This is a genomic window from Robertkochia marina (assembly GCF_004799345.1).
In the GTDB taxonomy this organism is placed as follows: domain Bacteria; phylum Bacteroidota; class Bacteroidia; order Flavobacteriales; family Flavobacteriaceae; genus Robertkochia; species Robertkochia marina.
Genome location: NZ_SSMC01000003.1, coordinates 285,369 through 303,603 on the forward strand (window position 1 = coordinate 285,369; position 18,235 = coordinate 303,603).

Here is an 18,235-nt window from a genome sequence, read left to right on the forward strand (position 1 = left end):
CATCTTGTAATTTTTTCCTGTTATCGAATTTGGATAATTCGTCATTTTGCCTTATATTAACAACGTATTTTTGTAAGGCCCCAAATCAATATCAAGAATACACATGGAAAAATTGTATCAACTCTTTTCTTAAATATCAACATTATGGGGCAATCTTTACGTAAACAACAATCGACTTTACTAATCTACGCGTTGAAGTTTATCATCTTCGTTTTGATTTCAATGTTATCCTGGACGTTCATTTCGACCGTTTTCAATATCGTTGGAATCATCTAGAGTTAGTAGTATTGAACGATCAAAAAGCTTCCTTCGGGAAGCTTTTTTATTTTCAGGCCTGTTTTTCTTCGAATTTCTTTCAGTGAATTGGTCTGATTGTTAAAAAAATCTTAACTTCTCACCGCTAAATCAAGCCTTTACTATTTAATGATCAAAGATTTTATTAAGCGTATCGGACCCTGGAATGTTATCATGATACTGGTTGTTTTGATAACCATTGTGATCTCCGAGACCGTATTTTTAATGGGGCATAAGCTTTCCGGGATTTTTATCGGCTTATGGGCACCTACCATACTCGGATTTATGAATTACTTTAAAAGCAAAGACTGATGTCAGATCTGATCTTAATCTATTCACTTATCGTAGGAGGTATTTTTCTCCTTTGGCTCATCTTTGTGATCCGGCTTTATCATAAGCTGGGAAAGAACAAATAAAAAAAGATGAGCATGAAGCCCATCTTTTTCTGATTTATCCTTTTTCAATATTTCCTTACCTAAGTGTATCAAGGGTGCTACCGCAACTAAGCATGGCATCACCGTAATACGGATTGAGAATTTTCTCGTTGGTACTCAACCAGTCGGCTCCTTTGTTTTGATTGGCCATTGGGCAGTTCTGTACATACAGGGTTTCGGGAAGTTCCTCCATGTTTTTTGCCAAAACTACAAGCGCATCTGATAGTATTACCAGGTGCGATCTTTGGGCTTCGATCTCTTCATTATTAGCAATGGCCGTGATCATTTGTCCGGCCTTCTCGAATAAATCCTTTTCTGAAGCACCCAGGGAAGAAACGTCCATAGTTTCATATATATCAAGCATTTTCCGGGCTTGTTGTTTAGCTCCCGAAGGATCAGTTTTTACGAAAGATTCATTCATAGTCATATAAGCCGAAAGCAGAGGCCAAAGACTCTTCTGAAAGCTTTTAGGAAGAGAAAGTTCTTCATTCGAGTTGTCTTCCTCTTTTTCTTCCCTGTTCATCATAGAGGGTTTTCCCTGTAATTGAGCGGCTGCATCGATGGTAAAGGTGCCCTGAGTAACAATACGCTCTCCATTCTGCAGGCCGGCCAATACTTCGTATTGATCGTTCATCTCTCCGCCTAGTTCTACCTCTCTCAACTCAAAAACGGCCTCCTGGGTATCAGGCTGAACATACACCACTGAACGGGTTCCTGTCCACATCACGGCTGATTGGGGGATCAAGAGCCGATTGGTCTCCTCTTGTTGTTCAATTTGTGCATCCGCCTTGATGAACATGCCTGGCTTTAACAGACCTTCGTTGTTCTTTAGCTCGGCCCGTACCCTGGTAGTTCTGTTAGCATTGTTTAGGGTTGGATCAATAAATTCGATAGTGCTCTCAAAGGTACGCCCGGGATAGGCGTTAGCTTTGATGGTAAGGGCTTGCCCTTCATCCAGCATGGAAAGCTGATTTTCGTAGGCATCCAGGACCGCCCAGACACTGTTGAGATTGGCAATACGGTAAAGGGCCTGGCCTTGCTTTACATAATCACCTTCATTGATCAGTTTTTCTGTAACCGTACCCGATATAGTAGCATAGACCGGAAAGAATTCCTGAACTTCTCCACGGGTTTCGATCTCAGAGATCTGCTTCTCTGAGAGTTTCCAAAGTTTGAGTTTGTTTCTGACAGCTTTGTACAAACCGGGTTGTTTTTCCTTGAGGTTTGATGCAGTCAAAAGCTCTTGTTGTGCGGCTACCAATTCAGGAGAATACATAGTTGCCAGAAGCTGTCCCTTACGAACCTGTTCACCTGTCGTATTAATATTCAGGCTTTCAATACGGCCTCCAAAATACGCGGCCTGAACCAGGGTGTTTTTTTCGTTCGCTTCAATTTTTCCTGAAAGCCTCAGACTTGCAGTGCTACCGGAATTATTGCCAACTACTGTCGTGTTGATGTTGGCAAGGGCAACGGCCTGTTCGCTCATTCGAAACTGGTTTACTGCCAGACCATCGGCTCCGGCGTCGGCCGGGATCAGATCCATTCCGCAAATCGGGCAATCGCCAGGTTCGGGTTGCATGATCTGTGGATGCATGGAGCAGGTGTACATCTGTGCAGCTGTCTCAGTGGTGTGATCGTGTTCAGGATCAGCCGTACTGTTACCGCCAAAGATCAACCAGCCAAGGAAGAGTCCGATGGCCAGTGTACCGATATAGATCGCTGTTTTTTTCATGATACTGTTTTAGCTTTTATGCGTTTTTGTAATTTTCTAACGGTAGGAGATGAGATATACCACAATACAAAGCCACTCAATACAGTAATGAGCCCAAGCAGGGAAAAAGCTCTTAATACGGTGGTGTTAAAATCATCTCTTCCTTCGTAATCCATTGTGTGTGTCATCCAAAGAAAATCGAAAATGCGCCAGTCACGATGCCTTACGGTTTGGAATTTACCATCTTGCATGGATATATAGGCCTTTAGGGCTTCGTCTCCCTTGTAGGAGATCACATAGGCAGGAAGCATTTTCTCTCTGTATTCATGGTGTTTGCCTGCCTTTTCAATGGCCTCCACTGAGGCAACCTCTAAATGGTCCTGCATATGATCCCGGGCGATACTCATGGCTTCTTCTTCTGTTATAGTCTCTTTGGCCACCCCGGAATGAGCATTGTACAACATGCTTTTGTTTACCCAGTAATACGGCTGATCATTGATGATCCTTAACTCCAGATGGTTGATGCCTTCTGATGTTTCAAGCTCCGATGGGGAAATGAGGGCTGCTTGTTTCTCGGGTACAAAGTTTAAATTTTTAAACTGGTCTCCATGTATTGAATCAATGTCTGTCCAGCTGAAATACATGCCTGAAACGGTCCACATAATAAATTGTGCTCCCAGGATTATACCCAGGTAACGATGCGCCTTTCTAAGGGCCATTGCTTTTTTTCTATCGATCATGTTAAGTTATTGATTTGGGCGCTTCTAAGGCGCAGCGCATTGGTTATTACTGATACAGAACTGAAACTCATTGCCAGGGCAGCGATCATGGGAGAAAGCAATACCCCAAAAAATGGATAGAGCACTCCTGCAGCCACAGGTACCCCTATGCTGTTATAGATCAGGGCAAAGAACAGATTCTGTTTGATGTTTTTCATGACTTTTTCACTTAGTATCCGGGCTTTTATCAGTCCGCTGATATCACCTTTCAACAAGGTGAGTTCGGCACTTTCTATGGCTATATCGGTACCGGTACCCATGGCGATGCCGATATCACTTTGTGCCAGGGCAGGGGCATCGTTAATGCCATCTCCTGTCATGGCAACCACCTCACCACTTTCCTGCAGTGCTTTTACTGCCTTTAGTTTGTCTTCCGGTAAGAGTCCGGCACGGTAATCTGTGATACCGATTGTAGTAGAGACTGCTCTCGCAGTAGCTGCATTATCCCCGGTAAGCATGATCACCTGAAGACCGTGTTTTTGTAAGGTGTTGATAGCCGACTTACTATTTTTCCGGATACGGTCGGAAATTAAAAGGTAACCTGTAAGCTTGCCGTTTATGGCAACCAGGGGTACTGTTTTTCCTTCCGAGCGCGCCTTCTCAAGTTCCTTATTAGCTTCCGGTGAGATGGTCACACCCTCATCGCTCATCAGGGCAGTATTGCCAACAAGGATATGCATACCTTCGATCTTGCCTCTAACCCCTTTTCCTGTAACTGCCTCAAAGTCTTCTGCCTTCTTAAGTGCTAACCCCTTGGCTAAGGCAAATTCTACTGTAGCGTCTGCAAGGGGGTGTTCACTGTTCTTATTGAGGGTAGCCACCAGGAGGGCAATTTGGTCTGCAGAATAGTTCTTATCAAGACTGATGATCTTTTCTACAGCAGGCTTCCCTTCTGTGAGGGTACCTGTCTTATCTACCAGGAGTACGGTTGCTTTTGCCATTTTCTCTAACGCCTCTGCATTTTTAACCAAAACTCCCGATTGGGCGCCTTTACCAACACCTACCATCACAGACATGGGTGTTGCCAGGCCTAAAGCACACGGACAAGCAATGATCAATACGGCAATGGCATTGATCAGGGCATAGGTGTAAGCAGGTTCCGGCCCCCAAATGACCCAGGTAATAAAGGTGATCAATGCTGTCAGTACCACCATGGGAACGAACCAGGCAGAAATACGATCGGCCAAATTTTGGATGGGAGCACGGGAGCGGCTGGCTTCATTGACCATAGAGATGATCTGCGCAAGCAACGTTTCCTTGCCTACTTTTTCGGCAAGCATGACCACGGTCCGGTTTCCGTTCACTGTCCCTGCCTTGATGGAATCTCCTTCCTGTTTTTCCACACCAACTGGTTCTCCGGTTATCATGGATTCGTCTATGACCGTGTTTCCTTCAGAGATACGACCGTCTACAGGGATCTTATCTCCCGGTTTTATTTTAAGCAGATCACCCTTTTGGATCTGAGAAACGGCTATGATCTCTTCCTTTCCATTATTGATGCGAATAGCCTGGTTGGGTGCAAGCTGTAATAGTTCTTTAACAGCAGCATTGGTTTTACTGTGGGCTTTGGCCTCCAGTAATTGCCCCAGAAGTACCAGGGTGAGGATGACCGTAGCAGACTCGAAATAGAGATGAACTAACCCTTCGGGAGTTTTAAATTCTTCAGGGAATATATTGGGAAACAGTAAAGCAACTAAACTATAGATCCATGCCACCCCTGCACCGATTCCTATCAGAGTAAACATATTCAGGTTTCGATACTTCAGCGATCTCCAGGCGCGTTCAAAAAACATCCAGGTGGCGTAGAATACTACCGGTATGGAAAGAATAAATTGAAGCCAGTTCCAATAGGTCTGATCCATGATTCGATACAGCGGATTCGGTTGCAGCATATCTGACATGGCGATCAGGAAAATAGGGAGGGTAAAGCCTACAGCTACCTTGAATTTTTTCAGCAGTCGCTTATAAGTCGGGTCTTCTTCTTCGCCGGTTGGTTGTTGAGGCACCAGGTCCATACCGCAGATGGGGCAGGAGCCGGCCTCGTTCTGTTCTATTTCCGGGTGCATAGGACAGGTATAGATGACTTCAGAAGAAACTTCCGTTGCTTGCTTTACCAGGTCCATTCCGCAAACCGGGCAATCTCCGGGCTGATCATAGGTTTTATCTCCCTCACAATGCATGGGGCAATACCACACCCCGGGCCCATCCTTCCCGTTTGCAGGGGCTTGCTTTTCAGCGTTCTGAGATGGAATGTAGTCTTCCGGGTGAATACTGTAGTGACTTCCTTCTGCCTTAAAGGCTTCCTGCAGCGTGGCCAAAGATACATGCTCATCGGCTTCAACTACCGCCTTTTTTTCAGCCAGGTCAACCTGGGCATCCACCACGCCTTCCTGTTTTTTTAGCATGGACTCCACATGATTGCGGCATCCGTTACAACTCATTCCTTCTATATGATAGGTATGTTTCATGTATACAAAGTTAGAATTGGTATAGAAGATACCCCATGAGAGAGCCTCCAATAACAATCCAGATCACGCTTAATTTTTTAAATCCAAAAACGCCAATAGCACCCAGCAGGGCAATGGTGGCGGTCTGCCAGTCTGAAATACTGTCCTTTCCCATTTTATATAATACGGCCAGCATTATGGCTACAGCAGCAATATTTACACAATCCAGGAAATAGCTGAGCACCCTGGATTGTCTCATTTTTGGGACCAACGGATTTAACAACCATACGAACAGGAATGAAGGCAGAAAGATCCCCACTGTAGCTGCAAGAGCTCCTGTTAATCCACCCAATTGCCATCCTATAAAGGTGGCGGTGGAAAGTACGGGTCCGGGGGTAAATTGTCCCACTGCAATTGCATCCATAAGCTCCGACCTGCTAAGTAAACCGGTTTGTACCAGTTCGGCATCGAGATAGGCAAATAACACATATCCGCTACCGTACAATATGGCACCCACTTTGAGAAAGGACCAGAAAATTTTAAGGGTGGATATATTCTTTACAGTATAAGCCATCAACCCTGTTAGCCCGACGGGGTTTATCATGTTGGTTGTGTTGGATGTCACCGAACTTTTCAACAAAAAATAGAATGTTCCGGTAATTGCTCCCAGTAGAAGAGCGGTAATTTCATTGATACCTGCCAGGCTGGCTGTAAGTACCAGTATGCCCAGGGCAAGTAACTCCGAATTTTTAACAGCCTTTTTACCCAACTTTAAAATAGCCGAGGCAATAATAGCCAGTACGGCGGGTTTGATTCCGGCTAAAAACGGCACTACCTCGGGCAGCTGCCCATAGGAGGTATACAACCATGCCAGAATACCCGTGATAACTACTGCCGGAAAAATAAAACTGATCCCCGCAACGAAAAGTCCGGCAACCCCTCCACGTTCATGACCACAATGCATGGTCATCTCTGTTGAGTTCGGTCCGGGGATCAGATTGGTAGCGCCTATGAGATCCAGAAAATGCCCGCGGTCCATCCATTTGCGTTCTTCTACAATTTCCTTGTCCATCATCGCAATATGGGCGGCAGGACCGCCAAAGGCCACGCATCCGAGTTTAAAAAACACCGAGGCTATTTCTTTAAGATTACTCATATGCATACCCTAATGCGGGATATCCGGGAAGCCGGATCCGGGTATCTCGCAGTTCACGGGGATTTTATTTTATAGTTTCCTTTACGCTCCCGCAGTGAAGCATCTTGTCTCCAAAATAAGGGTTCATGATCTCTTTTTCGGCTGAGATCCATGCAGCACCGGTATTGTTAAAAGCCATTGGACAGTATTGCTTGTATACTTCTCCGGAGGCAAGAGAGCCATTTAGCATTTCAGCAACAGCGTCGGTCACGGTAACGAAATCCTTGCGTTGTGCCTCGATATCATTGGCGTTAGCGATAGCTTCTGCAGCTGATTTCAGCTCAGCGTTCTCTCCGGCTTTTTCCGCCAGTGTTCCCGAGGCTTCAGACGCTTTTGCGGCATCGGTAGCTACAAAGGCATCTTTTAAAGCGATATAGGCCTTGAATACCTCGGCAGTAGCTTCGTCTTTGAACTCGATAGCAGCAGTTTGCTCTTCCATGTGTTTTTCATCCATGTGCTGTTCACCCTGCATGTCTGCATGACCTTCATGCATACCTTCGTGGTTGTCATGCATCTCAACAGCCTCAGCATCGGCATTCTTTTTCTTATTCTCAGTTCCACAAGCTGTAAAGGCAGTGGCTAACAGTCCGCTCATCAGCAGGGCTGCCAGGGTTTTGTTTACTCTTTTCATGATGTACTACTTAAATAATTAATAATTAAAGATTCATTATAATAAGATCGAACTTCTTCGATCAGGTTCATTTCAAAACGCAGCTGCATTTCCTGTATGTCCAGCAGATCGTTAAAATCAATGGTTCCGGTCTCATAAGATCGGAGAAGGATCCTCATGGCATTATCGGCCTCGAGAATATTCTCCTGTTGGGTCGCAGCATTGATGCGGGCTACTTCCCGCGAATGTACGGCCTTTGACAACATGGTTTCTAATCGATTCTTTCTTTCAAGTCGGTCCAGCTCCAAACTCTCTTTCCTCATTTCGTTCTGCCGGCTTACCGACCTGTACTTTTTATTAAAAATCGGGATAGAAACAGAGACCATAGGCATAATAATATCTTTTCCGTTATCAACAGGGTTCATGTCACTGCGTTTTTCTACCGGGATATAATCCAGACCTATTCCGAGGTTGGGGGCAGCTTCTTTTCTGTTCAAAGCTTCTGCCTGCATTACCGATTCATACATTTCTTCAAACTTTACCAATTCCGGGTGCAGGTCCAGATTTACTTCTGCCAGGTCATGAGTAAATTCATCCAGGGTGAGGGTGTCCGGGAGTTGAACGGGAGCGCTGCTCTCTGTTCCGATAAGGTTGTAAAATCCTTCTTTCTCGGCCAGCAATTGTTCTTCCAGCCGATCCCTTTGGTTTTCAAGTTCATTTTCGCGTATCTGTAATTTGAAAACAGCTACGGCAGAACTTTTCCCGGTCTCCACCGCATTCAGGGCCAATTGCTTATAGGTTTCGGTCAGGGACAGTTGCCTGGAGACCACTTCCATTTTTTTATGAAGCGCATACAGGCGGTAGTATGTTCCGGAGAGCTCCAAAATGAGCTTTCGTTCTTTGATATGAACGTCCATCGCCTGGGCATCAGCCAGAGCGGAGGTATACTCCTGCCTGGCAGAAATATTTCCAAACCAGGGAATCATTTGTTTTACCGAGAACCTGGCTCGTTGGGCTCCGGTTCGGGTTTCCGGTTCGCTTACAAAATAACCCACCCCGAATTCCGTATTGGGGAGTACATTGACCTCTTCCGATTTCTCGAGGCTGATCTCATGCTGCAACCTGCTGGAGGCCAGCTCCGGGTTCTGTTCAAGTGCTTGTAATATATACGTTTGCAGCAGGGGCGAGGGATCCTGTGCCACCAGGGAGGAAGCTCCCAATACCATCAGGATAAGTGCTAATATGTTACCTGCATCTCTCATGAATGTGTTCTTTTTAATTGAAATTCTTTTACCACACTAAACAATACCGGAACCACGAACAAGGTGATCAGGGCGATGGTCATCCCTCCAAAGGCCGGAATTGCCATAGGGATCATGATATCGCTTCCACGGCCTGTTGAGGTGAGGATAGGGATCAGGGCCAGCAAGGTGGTGGCGGTGGTCATCAAACATGGGCGAATTCGCTTTTCTCCCGCCTCGATCACCGATTTGCGTATCTCAGCAACGGTTTCCGGAGTATTGGCCGAAAAGGTTTGGGTCAGATAGGTAGCCATAACCACTCCGTCGTCGGTAGCGATCCCGAAAAGGGCAATAAATCCAACCCATACGGCTACACTCAGGTTGATGGTTTTGATGTTTAGTAGCTCCCTGAATTGGATCCCGAAGAGATCGAAGTTCATAAACCAATCCTGGCCGTATAACCATATCATAATAAATCCGCCGGCAAAGGCTACTGCAATACCTGTAAATACCATCAGCGAGGTGGTTACTGATCGGAACTGGAAGTAAAGGATCAGGAATATGATCAAGAGTGAAAGGGGTACTACCAGTTGCAGAGTTTTTTCTGCTCTCAGCTGGTTTTCATAGGTTCCAGTAAATTGATAGCTCAATCCTGCAGGAACCACCAGGGCTCCGGAATCGATTCTTTTCCGGATGGCTTGCTGGGCATTTTCAACCACATCAACCTCTGCATAGCCGTCCAACTTGTCAAATAAAACATAACCCACCAGAAAGGTGTCTTCACTTTTTATCATCTGTGGCCCTTTCTCGTAACGGATTTGGGCTACTTCCTTTAAAGGGATCTGGCTGCCTGTGGCTGACCTTAAAAAGATATTATCCAGAGCGCCGGGATCATTTCTGAGTTCCCGGGGGTATCGTACCCGAACCCCATAGCGCTCCCTGCCTTCCACGGTTTGTGTAAGTGGCATGCCACCTACAACAACTTCCAGGGTCTTTTGAGCTTCGTCAATAGTAATACCGTAACGTGCCAATGCTTCCCTGTCGAGGTCAATGAGAAGGTAGGGTTTACCAACAATACGATCTGCAAATACAGCCTCGTCCTTCACTCCATCTGCGTCTTTCAGAATTGATTCCAGCTCCATGCCAAAGGCTTCGATCTTTTTTAGGTCCTGCCCTTTAATTTTGATGCCCATAGGGGCACGCATTCCTGTTTGCAGCATGACCAACCGGGTCTCGATGGGCTGCAGTTTAGGAGCCGAGGTAACGCCCGGCAGCTTGGTTACCTTAACGATCTCGTTCCATATATCGTCAGGAGTTCTGATCTCAGGTCTCCAATTCCTGTAATATTCACCATCCTCGTCGGGGATCAACCTATCGGTATCAACCGGGAAGTTAGCAGGAGCATTATTAGCTGATGCATCGCTGTCAGTATTCGGGTTTCTGCTTACACCGCCTGACTTTAATACAAATGCCCCTTTTTCGTCAACCTTATATCGCTGTTTCTCCCTGTTGGCATTTTCTTTGTATTCCGGGTGATACAAGATCACATTCTCATACATGGAAAGGGGTGCAGGGTCCAGTGCACTTTCGGTTCTCCCGGCTTTTCCCACCACAGTAGAAATTTCAGGTATCGATTGCACTGCCATATCAAGCTGCTGTAATACCCGCTTATTCTCTGCTACCCCTGAATGAGGCAGGGAAGTAGGCATGAGTAAGAAGGAGCCTTCGTTTAGAGCCGGCATGAATTCTTTTCCTGTATTTCTCCAGATCAAAACACCTAAGATCATTAAGGTAGCCGGAATGGTCAGGAAAACTGCTTTATTGTTCAGGGTCCATCGCAGTATTTTGGTGTAATACCTGATGAAAAGGGTGAAAACCCCCAGAAGTCCGAAACAGATCACTACGACAAAAATGATATTCGGTATAACCGAACGATCAAATCCGAGCGGACGCCAATAAGTGGCCAATAAAAGAACAATGGCCAGAGCCGTCAGACCGGTGTGCCACCAGATCCGTTTTTTATTTTCTAGCTTTCCGGAAACAGATAGGTAGTTTACCAGGGCAAATCCCGGTAGTGCCAACCCGGCCCAATAGCCTTTTAGAAGAGCATATATACCCAGGAGGGCCAGGATACTATTCGCGATATGCTTGAAATAGATATTTCCTTTTCGCTTTTTGAACAACATGGCGGCAAATGGAGGTATCAGGAAGAGGGTAACTATAATGGAAGCTGTCAGGGCCATGGTTTTGGTGAAAGCCAAAGGCCGAAATAGCTTTCCTTCAGCTCCGATCATGGTAAACACAGGGATAAAACTGATAATGGTAGTCAGTACGGCTGTGATGATGGCTCCGGAAACCTCAGTGGTTGCATTGTACACTACCTTATTAACCGGAAGTCGCTCTCCTTCTTCCTCCAGGTGACGGATTATATTTTCAGAGAGGATGACCCCTACATCGACCATGGTCCCAATGGCAATAGCGATACCGGAAAGGGCAACAATATTGGCGTCTACGTTGAACAATTTCATGGAGATAAACACCATGAGCACGGCTATTGGCAGCAGCCCGGAGATCAAAACAGAGGCCCTGAGGTTATAAACCATAACAATAATAACCAGGATGGTGATCAGGATCTCAAACGTCAGGGCTTCATTCAGTGTTCCCAGGGTTTCTTCAATAAGTTCGGTACGGTCGTAAAAAGGAACTATGGTGAGTTTCGACAAGCGGCCATCCTGTAGTTCTTTTGAAGGTAAGCCGTCTTTTAATTCTTCGATCTTAGACTTCACATTGTTGATCACTTCCATAGGATTGGCTCCGTAGCGGGCCACGACAGCACCACCCACCACTTCAGCACCTTCTTTATCCAGAATCCCACGGCGCTCGGCCGGCCCCATAGATACTTTGGCGATATCGCCAATGCGCAGGGGCGTGTAATTGTTAGAGGTAACCACGGCCTGTTCCAGGTCTTTCAGGTCTTTGATATACCCCAGGCCACGAACCAAATATTCTGCCTGGTTGATCTCTATGGTCTGAGCTCCAACATCGCGATTACTTTCCTTTACAGCCTTTACCACCTGGTTTAAGGTAATATTATATTGACGCATGAGCTCGGGGTCAAGATCAATATGATATTCCTTTACATAACCTCCAATGGAACTAACCTCAGAAACGCCACCTGCAGCAGATAGTGCATACTTTACGTAATAATCCTGAACACTTCGCAATTCCTGAAGATCCCACCCTCCGGTAGTATTCCCTTCTTCGTCTCTCCCTTCAAGAGTATACCAGAAGATCTGTCCTAACCCGGTAGCATCCGGACCGAGGGACGGACTCACCCCATCAGGCAGAAGTCCTGATGGCAGGGAGTTGAGTTTTTCAAGGATCCGGGACCGACTCCAGTAAAATTCCACATCTTCTTCGAAAATGATGTAGATACTCGAAAACCCGAACATAGAAGTGCTTCGAATGGTTCTAACACCGGGGATACCCAATAATGAGGTCGTAAGGGGGTAGGTGATCTGGTCCTGGATGTCCTGTGGTGAACGCCCGGGCCATTTGGTGAATACTATTTGTTGATTTTCTCCAATATCAGGAATGGCATCTACCGCTACCGGATCACTGGGAAGTATAGGTGTATCCCAATTAAAAGGGGCAACGATAATACCCCATCCGGTAAAGAATACCAGGAGAATTACGGCAATTAGTTTGTTTTCAATAAGAAACTTTATGGTGCGATTAAGCATATGATCTGTGAATGATTTTTAGACAATAAAGATTAGGGGGCAGGTAGTATACAGCCCTTAAAGGTCTAAAAATGGTATCAGATCAGGTAAGTCTCGTAAAAAACAGGAAGGTCTTTGGTAATAAGAGGCGGACTGTAGTCTTCATATTCAGGCCGTTCTGTGAATTCTTCAACATAAAGAGCGTTGAAGGTGTATGCAAAAGCAGTTACAAAGGTCTTACTAATTTCAACCGATAGTGAATCGGCGGTATTGATCTCGTCTTGTCCCTCAATGGCGATATGCTCTTCAGAACAACAAGGGGTAGCGTCAAATTGCTCGCCTTCAGTAGATGGGGTTGCCATCATGTCCATGCCACAGCTGTCTGCAGGGAAAATAACAGATACATCCACCAGATGGTCCATACAATAATGCTTATTGATGGAGAATGACATCGTAGAGAACATGACCACCAGGGCCATGATAAAGGATGATATTTTTTGAAAAACCGCTTTCATTCCAACAAACAAAAGTAACATTCTTTTTCTTAATAAAAACAAAATGTTGTGAAAACGCTGATTTTCAGTGTGTTTTCGAAGGTTTAAGCGTGGCGGTTTGTCAGTTGTTTCCGGAGGATCAGGTGGTGCTACTCGATCATGCCTTCCCAGCAAACATTTTCCTGTTTGGCGTCGGCTTCGGTTTTGTAATGCTCATAGGTGGTTTGATCGATCTCTATTTCCTTGGCTCCCTCACTTTCCTTATTCTCGATACGCGCAACGTAGATACAACTTGTGTCGGTGCATTGATAGCTTAGTCCCAGGAGGAAGGTGTCACAGATGGCTTCGTCGTCGATAACCGGGGTTTTAGAGCAGGAAGAGATGCTTGCAACTAATAGCAAAGCAATCAGACCTGTTGATGTAAGGTTGTTGATTTTCATGGTACTCAGATTAAGATTTGGATTGGCAAATAACGAAAATTCTTTCTGAATTGTAAATAAATGTTGTGAAATGCGGTTGTGGGGTGATGTCATTGCGAACCACGCATAGTTTAAACTTTAAGCTCTCCGAAGTCTGGGACTTCGGAGTATTATGAATGTCTGAAATTGGCTACCCTGCAAGTTTGGTCTCCTGACCTGTAAAATCAATTTGAACTTGGTCAGGAGACCAGAAAATTAGTTCCACGAAGTCACAGACTTCGCGGAGCAGTTTAATAAAGTTTTGCAATTGAAGTGATCTAATTATGACTAGGAATCAATCCTCTAAGCCCCATATCAACCAATTGTTCTCCGGCACCGGGTTCGTATTGTCCGTCGGCATTGACCTCTGTCCATTCAAAGCTGTTGTTGATGGAGAAGCTCAGATTGATGGTTATGTTTTCATTTTCCTCTCCGGTAATGATCAGCGGCTCTTTGAATTCACCGGTGATCACGCATGAGCCCTGTGGAATAGGGGAGGTTTCAAAAAGCGGATTGGGGACGGTAACCGCCCCTTCAGGTGCCTGTCCGTCTACCGTAAATCCGAGAGCTTCGAATACCCAGAATCCCTGTAGTTTATTGGCATTTACGTCTACCGTTTGACCGTTAATCTCAACATTGTCTATGTAGGTGTTATATCCCAAAAAGCTGGCCAGGGTACCTTGAATCCGGTTGCCTTCATGAAGCAAATCGATGGTACCGCTTTGGTAAGATACCGAAATACGCACCCATTTATAGGTGCCGGGAGCCACCTTATTCAATGGGATCTCAAGAAAGTTTTCGTTATTGGCAACGATCCTTGATTGCCTGAAATCAATGGCCTTATCGCCTCCAGCCTGTGTTTCGGTCCCCATATAGATGATCTCTCCTTCACCCAGGGGCGTAAGGGCATCAGGGGCCAGTTCTATGTAATGTCCGCTCATTCCATTTATTTTTGGGGTTTGAGCAGCGTTTCCCTGGGGTATAACGGCCGGTTGCCCGATGTTGTCAAGACGTTCCTGGTTGGGATCAAAACTAAAGTTGACCAATAGATTTTTCTGTTCGTTCAGGTTGTCATCCTGGTCACTGCAACCGGCAAGCAAGGCCAGTGCAAATGCAGAAAGAAGAAGATTTTTCATGTTAAGGTATATAGGGCTTGATTATGGCTTTACGTCTCAATTTTTGTAAAGCGTAAATCAGTCATAAATGTAAGAAAAATATTAAAAGGGTAGCCGGGTAGGTAGGTTTAGAGGTTAAGAGGTGAAGAAGCAAAGAAGCAAATAAGCGAAGATACAAAGAGGTAAAGGGACGAACCTGACTGCTGCAGTCAGGGGGTTAACGGAACGAAAAAGTAAAGTGGTAAGCGATTCAGTCCCGACCACAGGCCAGAGGCTACTACTTCATATTCTTAACGTACACCAAATTCCGGCTTCCTTTCGGGTTTTTGCGAAGTTCTACCTTGAACTGCGGGATGGATTTAATCAGGGGGGTAAGTTTTGCAAACCCGTAGTTCCGGGCATCAAAATTGGGTTGTTTCTTTTGGAGCAGGGCGCCGACCTCTCCTAAAAAGGCCCAGCCTTCATCATCTTCCAGATCGGAAATGGTGTTGGCAATAAATCTGATAAGTTTTGGGTTTACCTTATCAATGCGGCCTTTTCGGCCTTCTGCCGGTTGCACCTTATCATTGGTTTCCTCGGGTGCTTCATGAAGGATCTCCAGGTAGATGAACCGGTCGCAGGAGGCAATAAAAGGTTCCGGTGTCTTTTTCTCTCCGATACCGAAAACGGTCATTCCGGCTTCCCTGAGACGAATGGCCAGACGGGTAAAATCGCTGTCGCTTGATACCAGGCAAAACCCATTGACCTTACCTGAATATAAAATATCCATGGCGTCAATGATCATGGCAGAATCGGTAGCGTTTTTACCCCTGGTGTATCCGTATTGCTGGACGGGAGAGATGGCATTTTCAAGCAGGACCTTTTTCCATTTCCCCAGTCGGGGTTTGGTCCAGTCGCCGTAGATGCGCTTAAGGGTCGGATTACCGTACTTGGCGATCTCTTCCAGCATTTCCTTTACATAGGTTGCCGGAACGTTATCACCATCAATGAGTACAGCCAGATTAAGCTCTGACGGAGCCATTTATTCTTCGATCCTTCTTTGGTATTCGAGCTTGTACTTAGCCTTAGCAATTTCTTCTCTTCTTGCAGCAGAAGGCTTTGTGAAATGTTGCTTCTCTCTTAGCTGTTGTACCTGTTGTGTTTTTCTAACTTTTTGCTTGTACCTTTTGAGGGCACGATCGATGTTTTCTCCGGGTTTGATATTGATTATCAGCATATACTTAAATAATTTTAAAATTAATAGTTTCTGAGCGATGTCTTATCCTGGACTACGCCCTTCATCATAGTCATACGTTTGTGATCCCTGTGATCAGAATAAGTCTGGTTAGAAGACTTTAAAGATCCGGGGACGAATAGCAAAAAACAAAAAAGAGGAAATAATTAATCTGAAAGGATAAAAGATTTCTAAACCTGATTGCAATTTCTGCCGTGCGGCAAAGAAACGATTTTCTATCCGCAATTACTAATTATTCCCCGGGATACTTTAAAATAGCGACCGAAATAGCAGGGGATGTTGTTGAGTATTTACAAGGTCGGGATGAAAACGAATCCATCTTAAATAGTGGGGTCTGCTGCCTGAAAAAAGTATATTTTAGTTATAGATTCGATCATTGTACACCGTTTAATTATGAGAAACCTGCTGATTCTTGCTTTAACACTTATCTCCTTCAACATGCTTAGAGGACAATCAAAGACCTTAAAAATTGGTATTGCCGGATTAACGCATACCCACGTACACTGGTTGCTGGGGCGGGAAGCATTTGAAGATATTGAGATCGTGGGTATCGCAGAACCAGATAAGGCGCTGGCTGCCCGTTATGCAAAGCAATACGGATTTTCCATGGAACTGGTGTATGACTCTCTGGAGGAGATGGTGGAGGCCACTTCACCTGAAGCCATAACGGCCTTTGGTACCATTGCAGCTCACCTGGAGGTGGTAGAATTTGCGGCACCCAGGGGTATTCATGTCATGGTGGAGAAACCTTTGGCCATAAGTCTGAAAGATGCTGAGAGAATGGCCAGCCTGGCACGGAAGTATAATATTCATTTGCTGACCAATTATGAAACTACCTGGTACGCCACGCATCACGAACTAAAAAGTCGCCTGGATGCCGGGGAGATCGGCGCCCTGAGAAAGGTGGTGATACGTGACGGACATCGGGGCCCTAAGAAGATCGGGGTGAACAAGGAATTTTTGGAATGGCTTACTCATCCGGAATACAATGGGGCAGGAGCCTTAATGGATTTTGGATGTTACGGTGCCAACCTGATGACCTGGCTCATGGAGGGCCAGCGCCCCCTTAGTGTTACTGCCGTTACCCAACAACTGCAGCCGGAGAACAATCCTTTGGTTGATGATGAGGCAATGATCATTTTAACCTATCCCAAGGCTAATGCCCTCATCCAGGCCTCCTGGAACTGGCCGATCGGGAGAAAGGATATGGAGGTGTACGGATTAAAAGGAGTGTTGTATGCCGATAATGGGAAAGATCTCCGAAAGCGGATAGCCGAAGGCTACGATGGTTATCAGGAAGAGCAATTTTCTGTAAAAGAAAGGGCCTATCCGGTGAACGATCCATTTGCTTACCTGGTGGCGGTTGTAAGAGGAGAGATCAATCGCGCACCCACCGACCTGAGTGCCTTGGAGAATAATCTTCTGGTGATGGAGATCCTGGAGGCTGCCATGAAAAGTGCCCGCACCGGGGAGACGGTTCATTTGCCCGAGTAGGTAGGCTGGTAGACGGGTAGGCAGAGGGCCGAACGATAGTGAGGAGCGAACGGTTGTAAAAGGTCTGGAAGACCTTTTGCAGAGAGCTGCCAGCTGGAGCGGCGGCATATGATCCTTTCATAATGAGGAGCCAGAAGGTGCGCTGGCAAGTGGCCGTTTTTAGTGATCCTGCCTGTCGGCAGACAGGGGAGCCAGGAGGCGCATGGGCAATTCAAAACGGAGACAGTTCATTAGTTGATGAAATAACCAATACTTGTGTTCAATAAGTCGAATTCACTATTGGTTTTGTAAATCGAAAAATCGAGTTAATTAGCTGTAAATCATCTGGATTGATGAGTTCGGGTCTTATTTTAGAGGCATGCATCAATCATTACAGGAGGAAAAACTAAATGCGATCACTCATGGTTTTGGAGCGGCAATGGCGCTGATCGGGTTGCTGGTGCTGGTTTATTTCGATACCGGGAAAACAAGCTACTCCACCTTCAGTATTATTGTTTACGGACTTTCGGCATTGCTGTTATTTACGATTTCTACGCTGTATCATTCCGCCAGACGGCCGGCTATAAAGAACTTGTTTCGTCTCCTGGATCACATTGCCATCTACTTTCTTATTGCCGGAACCTATACGCCTATCGGGTTGATCTCTATGGAGCAGGGTTCAGGTTGGGTCATGTTTACGGTAGTGTGGGTCATAGCCCTGATAGGAAGTGTATTCAAGATCTTTTTCCTTGGAAAATACGAACGTCTTTCACTGCTCTTTTACCTTTTTATGGGGTGGTTGGTACTCTTTGATCTTCGAGGTTTATTTGAAAGCCTTTCAAAAGAAGCCCTGATCTTGCTGCTGATCGGTGGCGCCTTTTATACGGTGGGCACCCTGTTTTACAGGGCCAGAAAGATGCGTTATCACCATGTGATCTGGCATTTGTTTGTGCTTGGAGGCGCCGTCTCTCATTTTTTTATGATCCTGTTTGAAATTTGATTGTCTTTTTAAAATTGTAAACAATTTG

The 18,235-nt window shown here is 45.6% G+C and carries 15 protein-coding genes; 3 read left to right on the forward strand and 12 right to left on the reverse strand.

All coding sequences use genetic code 11. From position 1 onward, the window contains the following. Positions 1–423: 423 nt before the first annotated feature. A complete protein-coding gene (locus tag E7Z59_RS11870) occupies positions 424–606 on the forward strand; it encodes a hypothetical protein (RefSeq protein ID WP_136336564.1) in 183 nt (60 codons plus the stop codon). Positions 607–765: 159 nt separating this feature from the next. Here E7Z59_RS11870 and E7Z59_RS11875 read toward each other — a convergent pair whose 3' ends face one another. The 12 genes from E7Z59_RS11875 to rpsU all read right to left on the reverse strand — a co-directional run bounded on the left by E7Z59_RS11875 (position 766) and on the right by rpsU (position 15,716). Continuing rightward, a complete protein-coding gene (locus E7Z59_RS11875; protein WP_136336565.1) occupies positions 766–2,460 on the reverse strand; it encodes an efflux RND transporter periplasmic adaptor subunit in 1,695 nt (564 codons plus the stop codon). After that, the gene (locus E7Z59_RS11880; protein WP_136336566.1) at positions 2,457–3,179 is read right to left on the reverse strand and encodes a PepSY domain-containing protein; all 723 of its coding nucleotides are present in this window, start codon (positions 3,177–3,179) and stop codon (positions 2,457–2,459) included. Before E7Z59_RS11880 ends, E7Z59_RS11875 begins: the two co-directional genes overlap by 4 nt. Further along, entirely contained in the window at positions 3,176–5,686 is a 2,511-nt protein-coding gene (locus E7Z59_RS11885) for a heavy metal translocating P-type ATPase (protein WP_136336567.1), read from the reverse strand. Before E7Z59_RS11885 ends, E7Z59_RS11880 begins: the two co-directional genes overlap by 4 nt. Before the next feature lie 10 nt (positions 5,687–5,696). Then, positions 5,697–6,821: a chromate efflux transporter gene (chrA, locus tag E7Z59_RS11890; RefSeq protein WP_136336568.1), complete on the reverse strand. Its 1,125-nt coding sequence runs from the start codon at positions 6,819–6,821 to the stop codon at positions 5,697–5,699. A gap of 64 nt (positions 6,822–6,885) precedes the next feature. Then, the gene (locus E7Z59_RS11895; RefSeq protein ID WP_136336569.1) at positions 6,886–7,491 is read right to left on the reverse strand and encodes a DUF3347 domain-containing protein; all 606 of its coding nucleotides are present in this window, start codon (positions 7,489–7,491) and stop codon (positions 6,886–6,888) included. Next, complete coding sequence (locus E7Z59_RS11900; RefSeq protein WP_136336570.1) at positions 7,488–8,732, reverse strand: TolC family protein; 1,245 nt, start codon at positions 8,730–8,732, stop codon at positions 7,488–7,490. The genes E7Z59_RS11895 and E7Z59_RS11900 overlap by 4 nt, the downstream gene beginning before the upstream one ends. Beyond that, positions 8,729–12,454 carry an efflux RND transporter permease subunit gene (locus E7Z59_RS11905; protein WP_136336571.1) on the reverse strand — a complete coding sequence of 1,242 codons (3,726 nt, stop codon included), beginning with the start codon at positions 12,452–12,454 and terminating at the stop codon, positions 8,729–8,731. The genes E7Z59_RS11900 and E7Z59_RS11905 overlap by 4 nt, the downstream gene beginning before the upstream one ends. A gap of 77 nt (positions 12,455–12,531) precedes the next feature. Further along, on the reverse strand, positions 12,532–12,969 hold the full coding sequence (locus tag E7Z59_RS11910) for an HYC_CC_PP family protein (RefSeq protein ID WP_136336572.1): 438 nt from the start codon (positions 12,967–12,969) through the stop codon (positions 12,532–12,534). Positions 12,970–13,076: 107 nt separating this feature from the next. Continuing rightward, positions 13,077–13,367, reverse strand: coding sequence for a hypothetical protein (locus E7Z59_RS11915; protein ID WP_136336573.1), 291 nt, complete (start codon positions 13,365–13,367; stop codon positions 13,077–13,079). Between the two features lie 296 nt (positions 13,368–13,663). Then, positions 13,664–14,521 carry a hypothetical protein gene (locus E7Z59_RS11920; RefSeq protein ID WP_136336574.1) on the reverse strand — a complete coding sequence of 286 codons (858 nt, stop codon included), beginning with the start codon at positions 14,519–14,521 and terminating at the stop codon, positions 13,664–13,666. A 256-nt stretch (positions 14,522–14,777) separates the two neighbouring features. Further along, positions 14,778–15,521, reverse strand: coding sequence for an NYN domain-containing protein (locus E7Z59_RS11925; protein WP_136336575.1), 744 nt, complete (start codon positions 15,519–15,521; stop codon positions 14,778–14,780). After that, positions 15,522–15,716, reverse strand: coding sequence for a 30S ribosomal protein S21 (gene rpsU, locus E7Z59_RS11930; protein ID WP_136336576.1), 195 nt, complete (start codon positions 15,714–15,716; stop codon positions 15,522–15,524). It abuts the gene before it with no gap. Between the two features lie 411 nt (positions 15,717–16,127). Here rpsU and E7Z59_RS11935 point away from each other — a divergent pair, with 411 nt between their 5' ends. Further along, the gene (locus E7Z59_RS11935) at positions 16,128–17,228 is read left to right on the forward strand and encodes a Gfo/Idh/MocA family protein (RefSeq protein ID WP_136336577.1); all 1,101 of its coding nucleotides are present in this window, start codon (positions 16,128–16,130) and stop codon (positions 17,226–17,228) included. A 358-nt stretch (positions 17,229–17,586) separates the two neighbouring features. Next, positions 17,587–18,207 (forward strand): PAQR family membrane homeostasis protein TrhA, encoded by a 621-nt coding sequence (trhA, locus tag E7Z59_RS11940; protein WP_136336578.1) that lies wholly within the window; start codon positions 17,587–17,589, stop codon positions 18,205–18,207. Positions 18,208–18,235 lie beyond the last annotated feature (28 nt).

Bases quoted from the DNA above. Each gene is read 5' to 3' on its own strand.
- E7Z59_RS11885 (WP_136336567.1), bottom strand. From the start codon at position 5,686: ATGAAACATACCTATCATATAGAAGGAATGAGTTGTAACGGATGCCGC.
- E7Z59_RS11905 (WP_136336571.1), bottom strand. From the start codon at position 12,454: ATGCTTAATCGCACCATAAAGTTTCTTATTGAAAACAAACTAATTGCC.
- E7Z59_RS11900 (WP_136336570.1), bottom strand. From the start codon at position 8,732: ATGAGAGATGCAGGTAACATATTAGCACTTATCCTGATGGTATTGGGA.
- E7Z59_RS11915 (WP_136336573.1), bottom strand. From the start codon at position 13,367: ATGAAAATCAACAACCTTACATCAACAGGTCTGATTGCTTTGCTATTA.
- rpsU (WP_136336576.1), bottom strand. From the start codon at position 15,716: ATGCTGATAATCAATATCAAACCCGGAGAAAACATCGATCGTGCCCTC.
- E7Z59_RS11920 (WP_136336574.1), bottom strand. From the start codon at position 14,521: ATGAAAAATCTTCTTCTTTCTGCATTTGCACTGGCCTTGCTTGCCGGT.
- E7Z59_RS11910 (WP_136336572.1), bottom strand. From the start codon at position 12,969: ATGTTACTTTTGTTTGTTGGAATGAAAGCGGTTTTTCAAAAAATATCA.
- trhA (WP_136336578.1), top strand. From the start codon at position 17,587: ATGCATCAATCATTACAGGAGGAAAAACTAAATGCGATCACTCATGGT.
- E7Z59_RS11875 (WP_136336565.1), bottom strand. From the start codon at position 2,460: ATGAAAAAAACAGCGATCTATATCGGTACACTGGCCATCGGACTCTTC.
- chrA (WP_136336568.1), bottom strand. From the start codon at position 6,821: ATGAGTAATCTTAAAGAAATAGCCTCGGTGTTTTTTAAACTCGGATGC.
- E7Z59_RS11895 (WP_136336569.1), bottom strand. From the start codon at position 7,491: ATGAAAAGAGTAAACAAAACCCTGGCAGCCCTGCTGATGAGCGGACTG.
- E7Z59_RS11870 (WP_136336564.1), top strand. From the start codon at position 424: ATGATCAAAGATTTTATTAAGCGTATCGGACCCTGGAATGTTATCATG.
- E7Z59_RS11925 (WP_136336575.1), bottom strand. From the start codon at position 15,521: ATGGCTCCGTCAGAGCTTAATCTGGCTGTACTCATTGATGGTGATAAC.
- E7Z59_RS11935 (WP_136336577.1), top strand. From the start codon at position 16,128: ATGAGAAACCTGCTGATTCTTGCTTTAACACTTATCTCCTTCAACATG.
- E7Z59_RS11880 (WP_136336566.1), bottom strand. From the start codon at position 3,179: ATGATCGATAGAAAAAAAGCAATGGCCCTTAGAAAGGCGCATCGTTAC.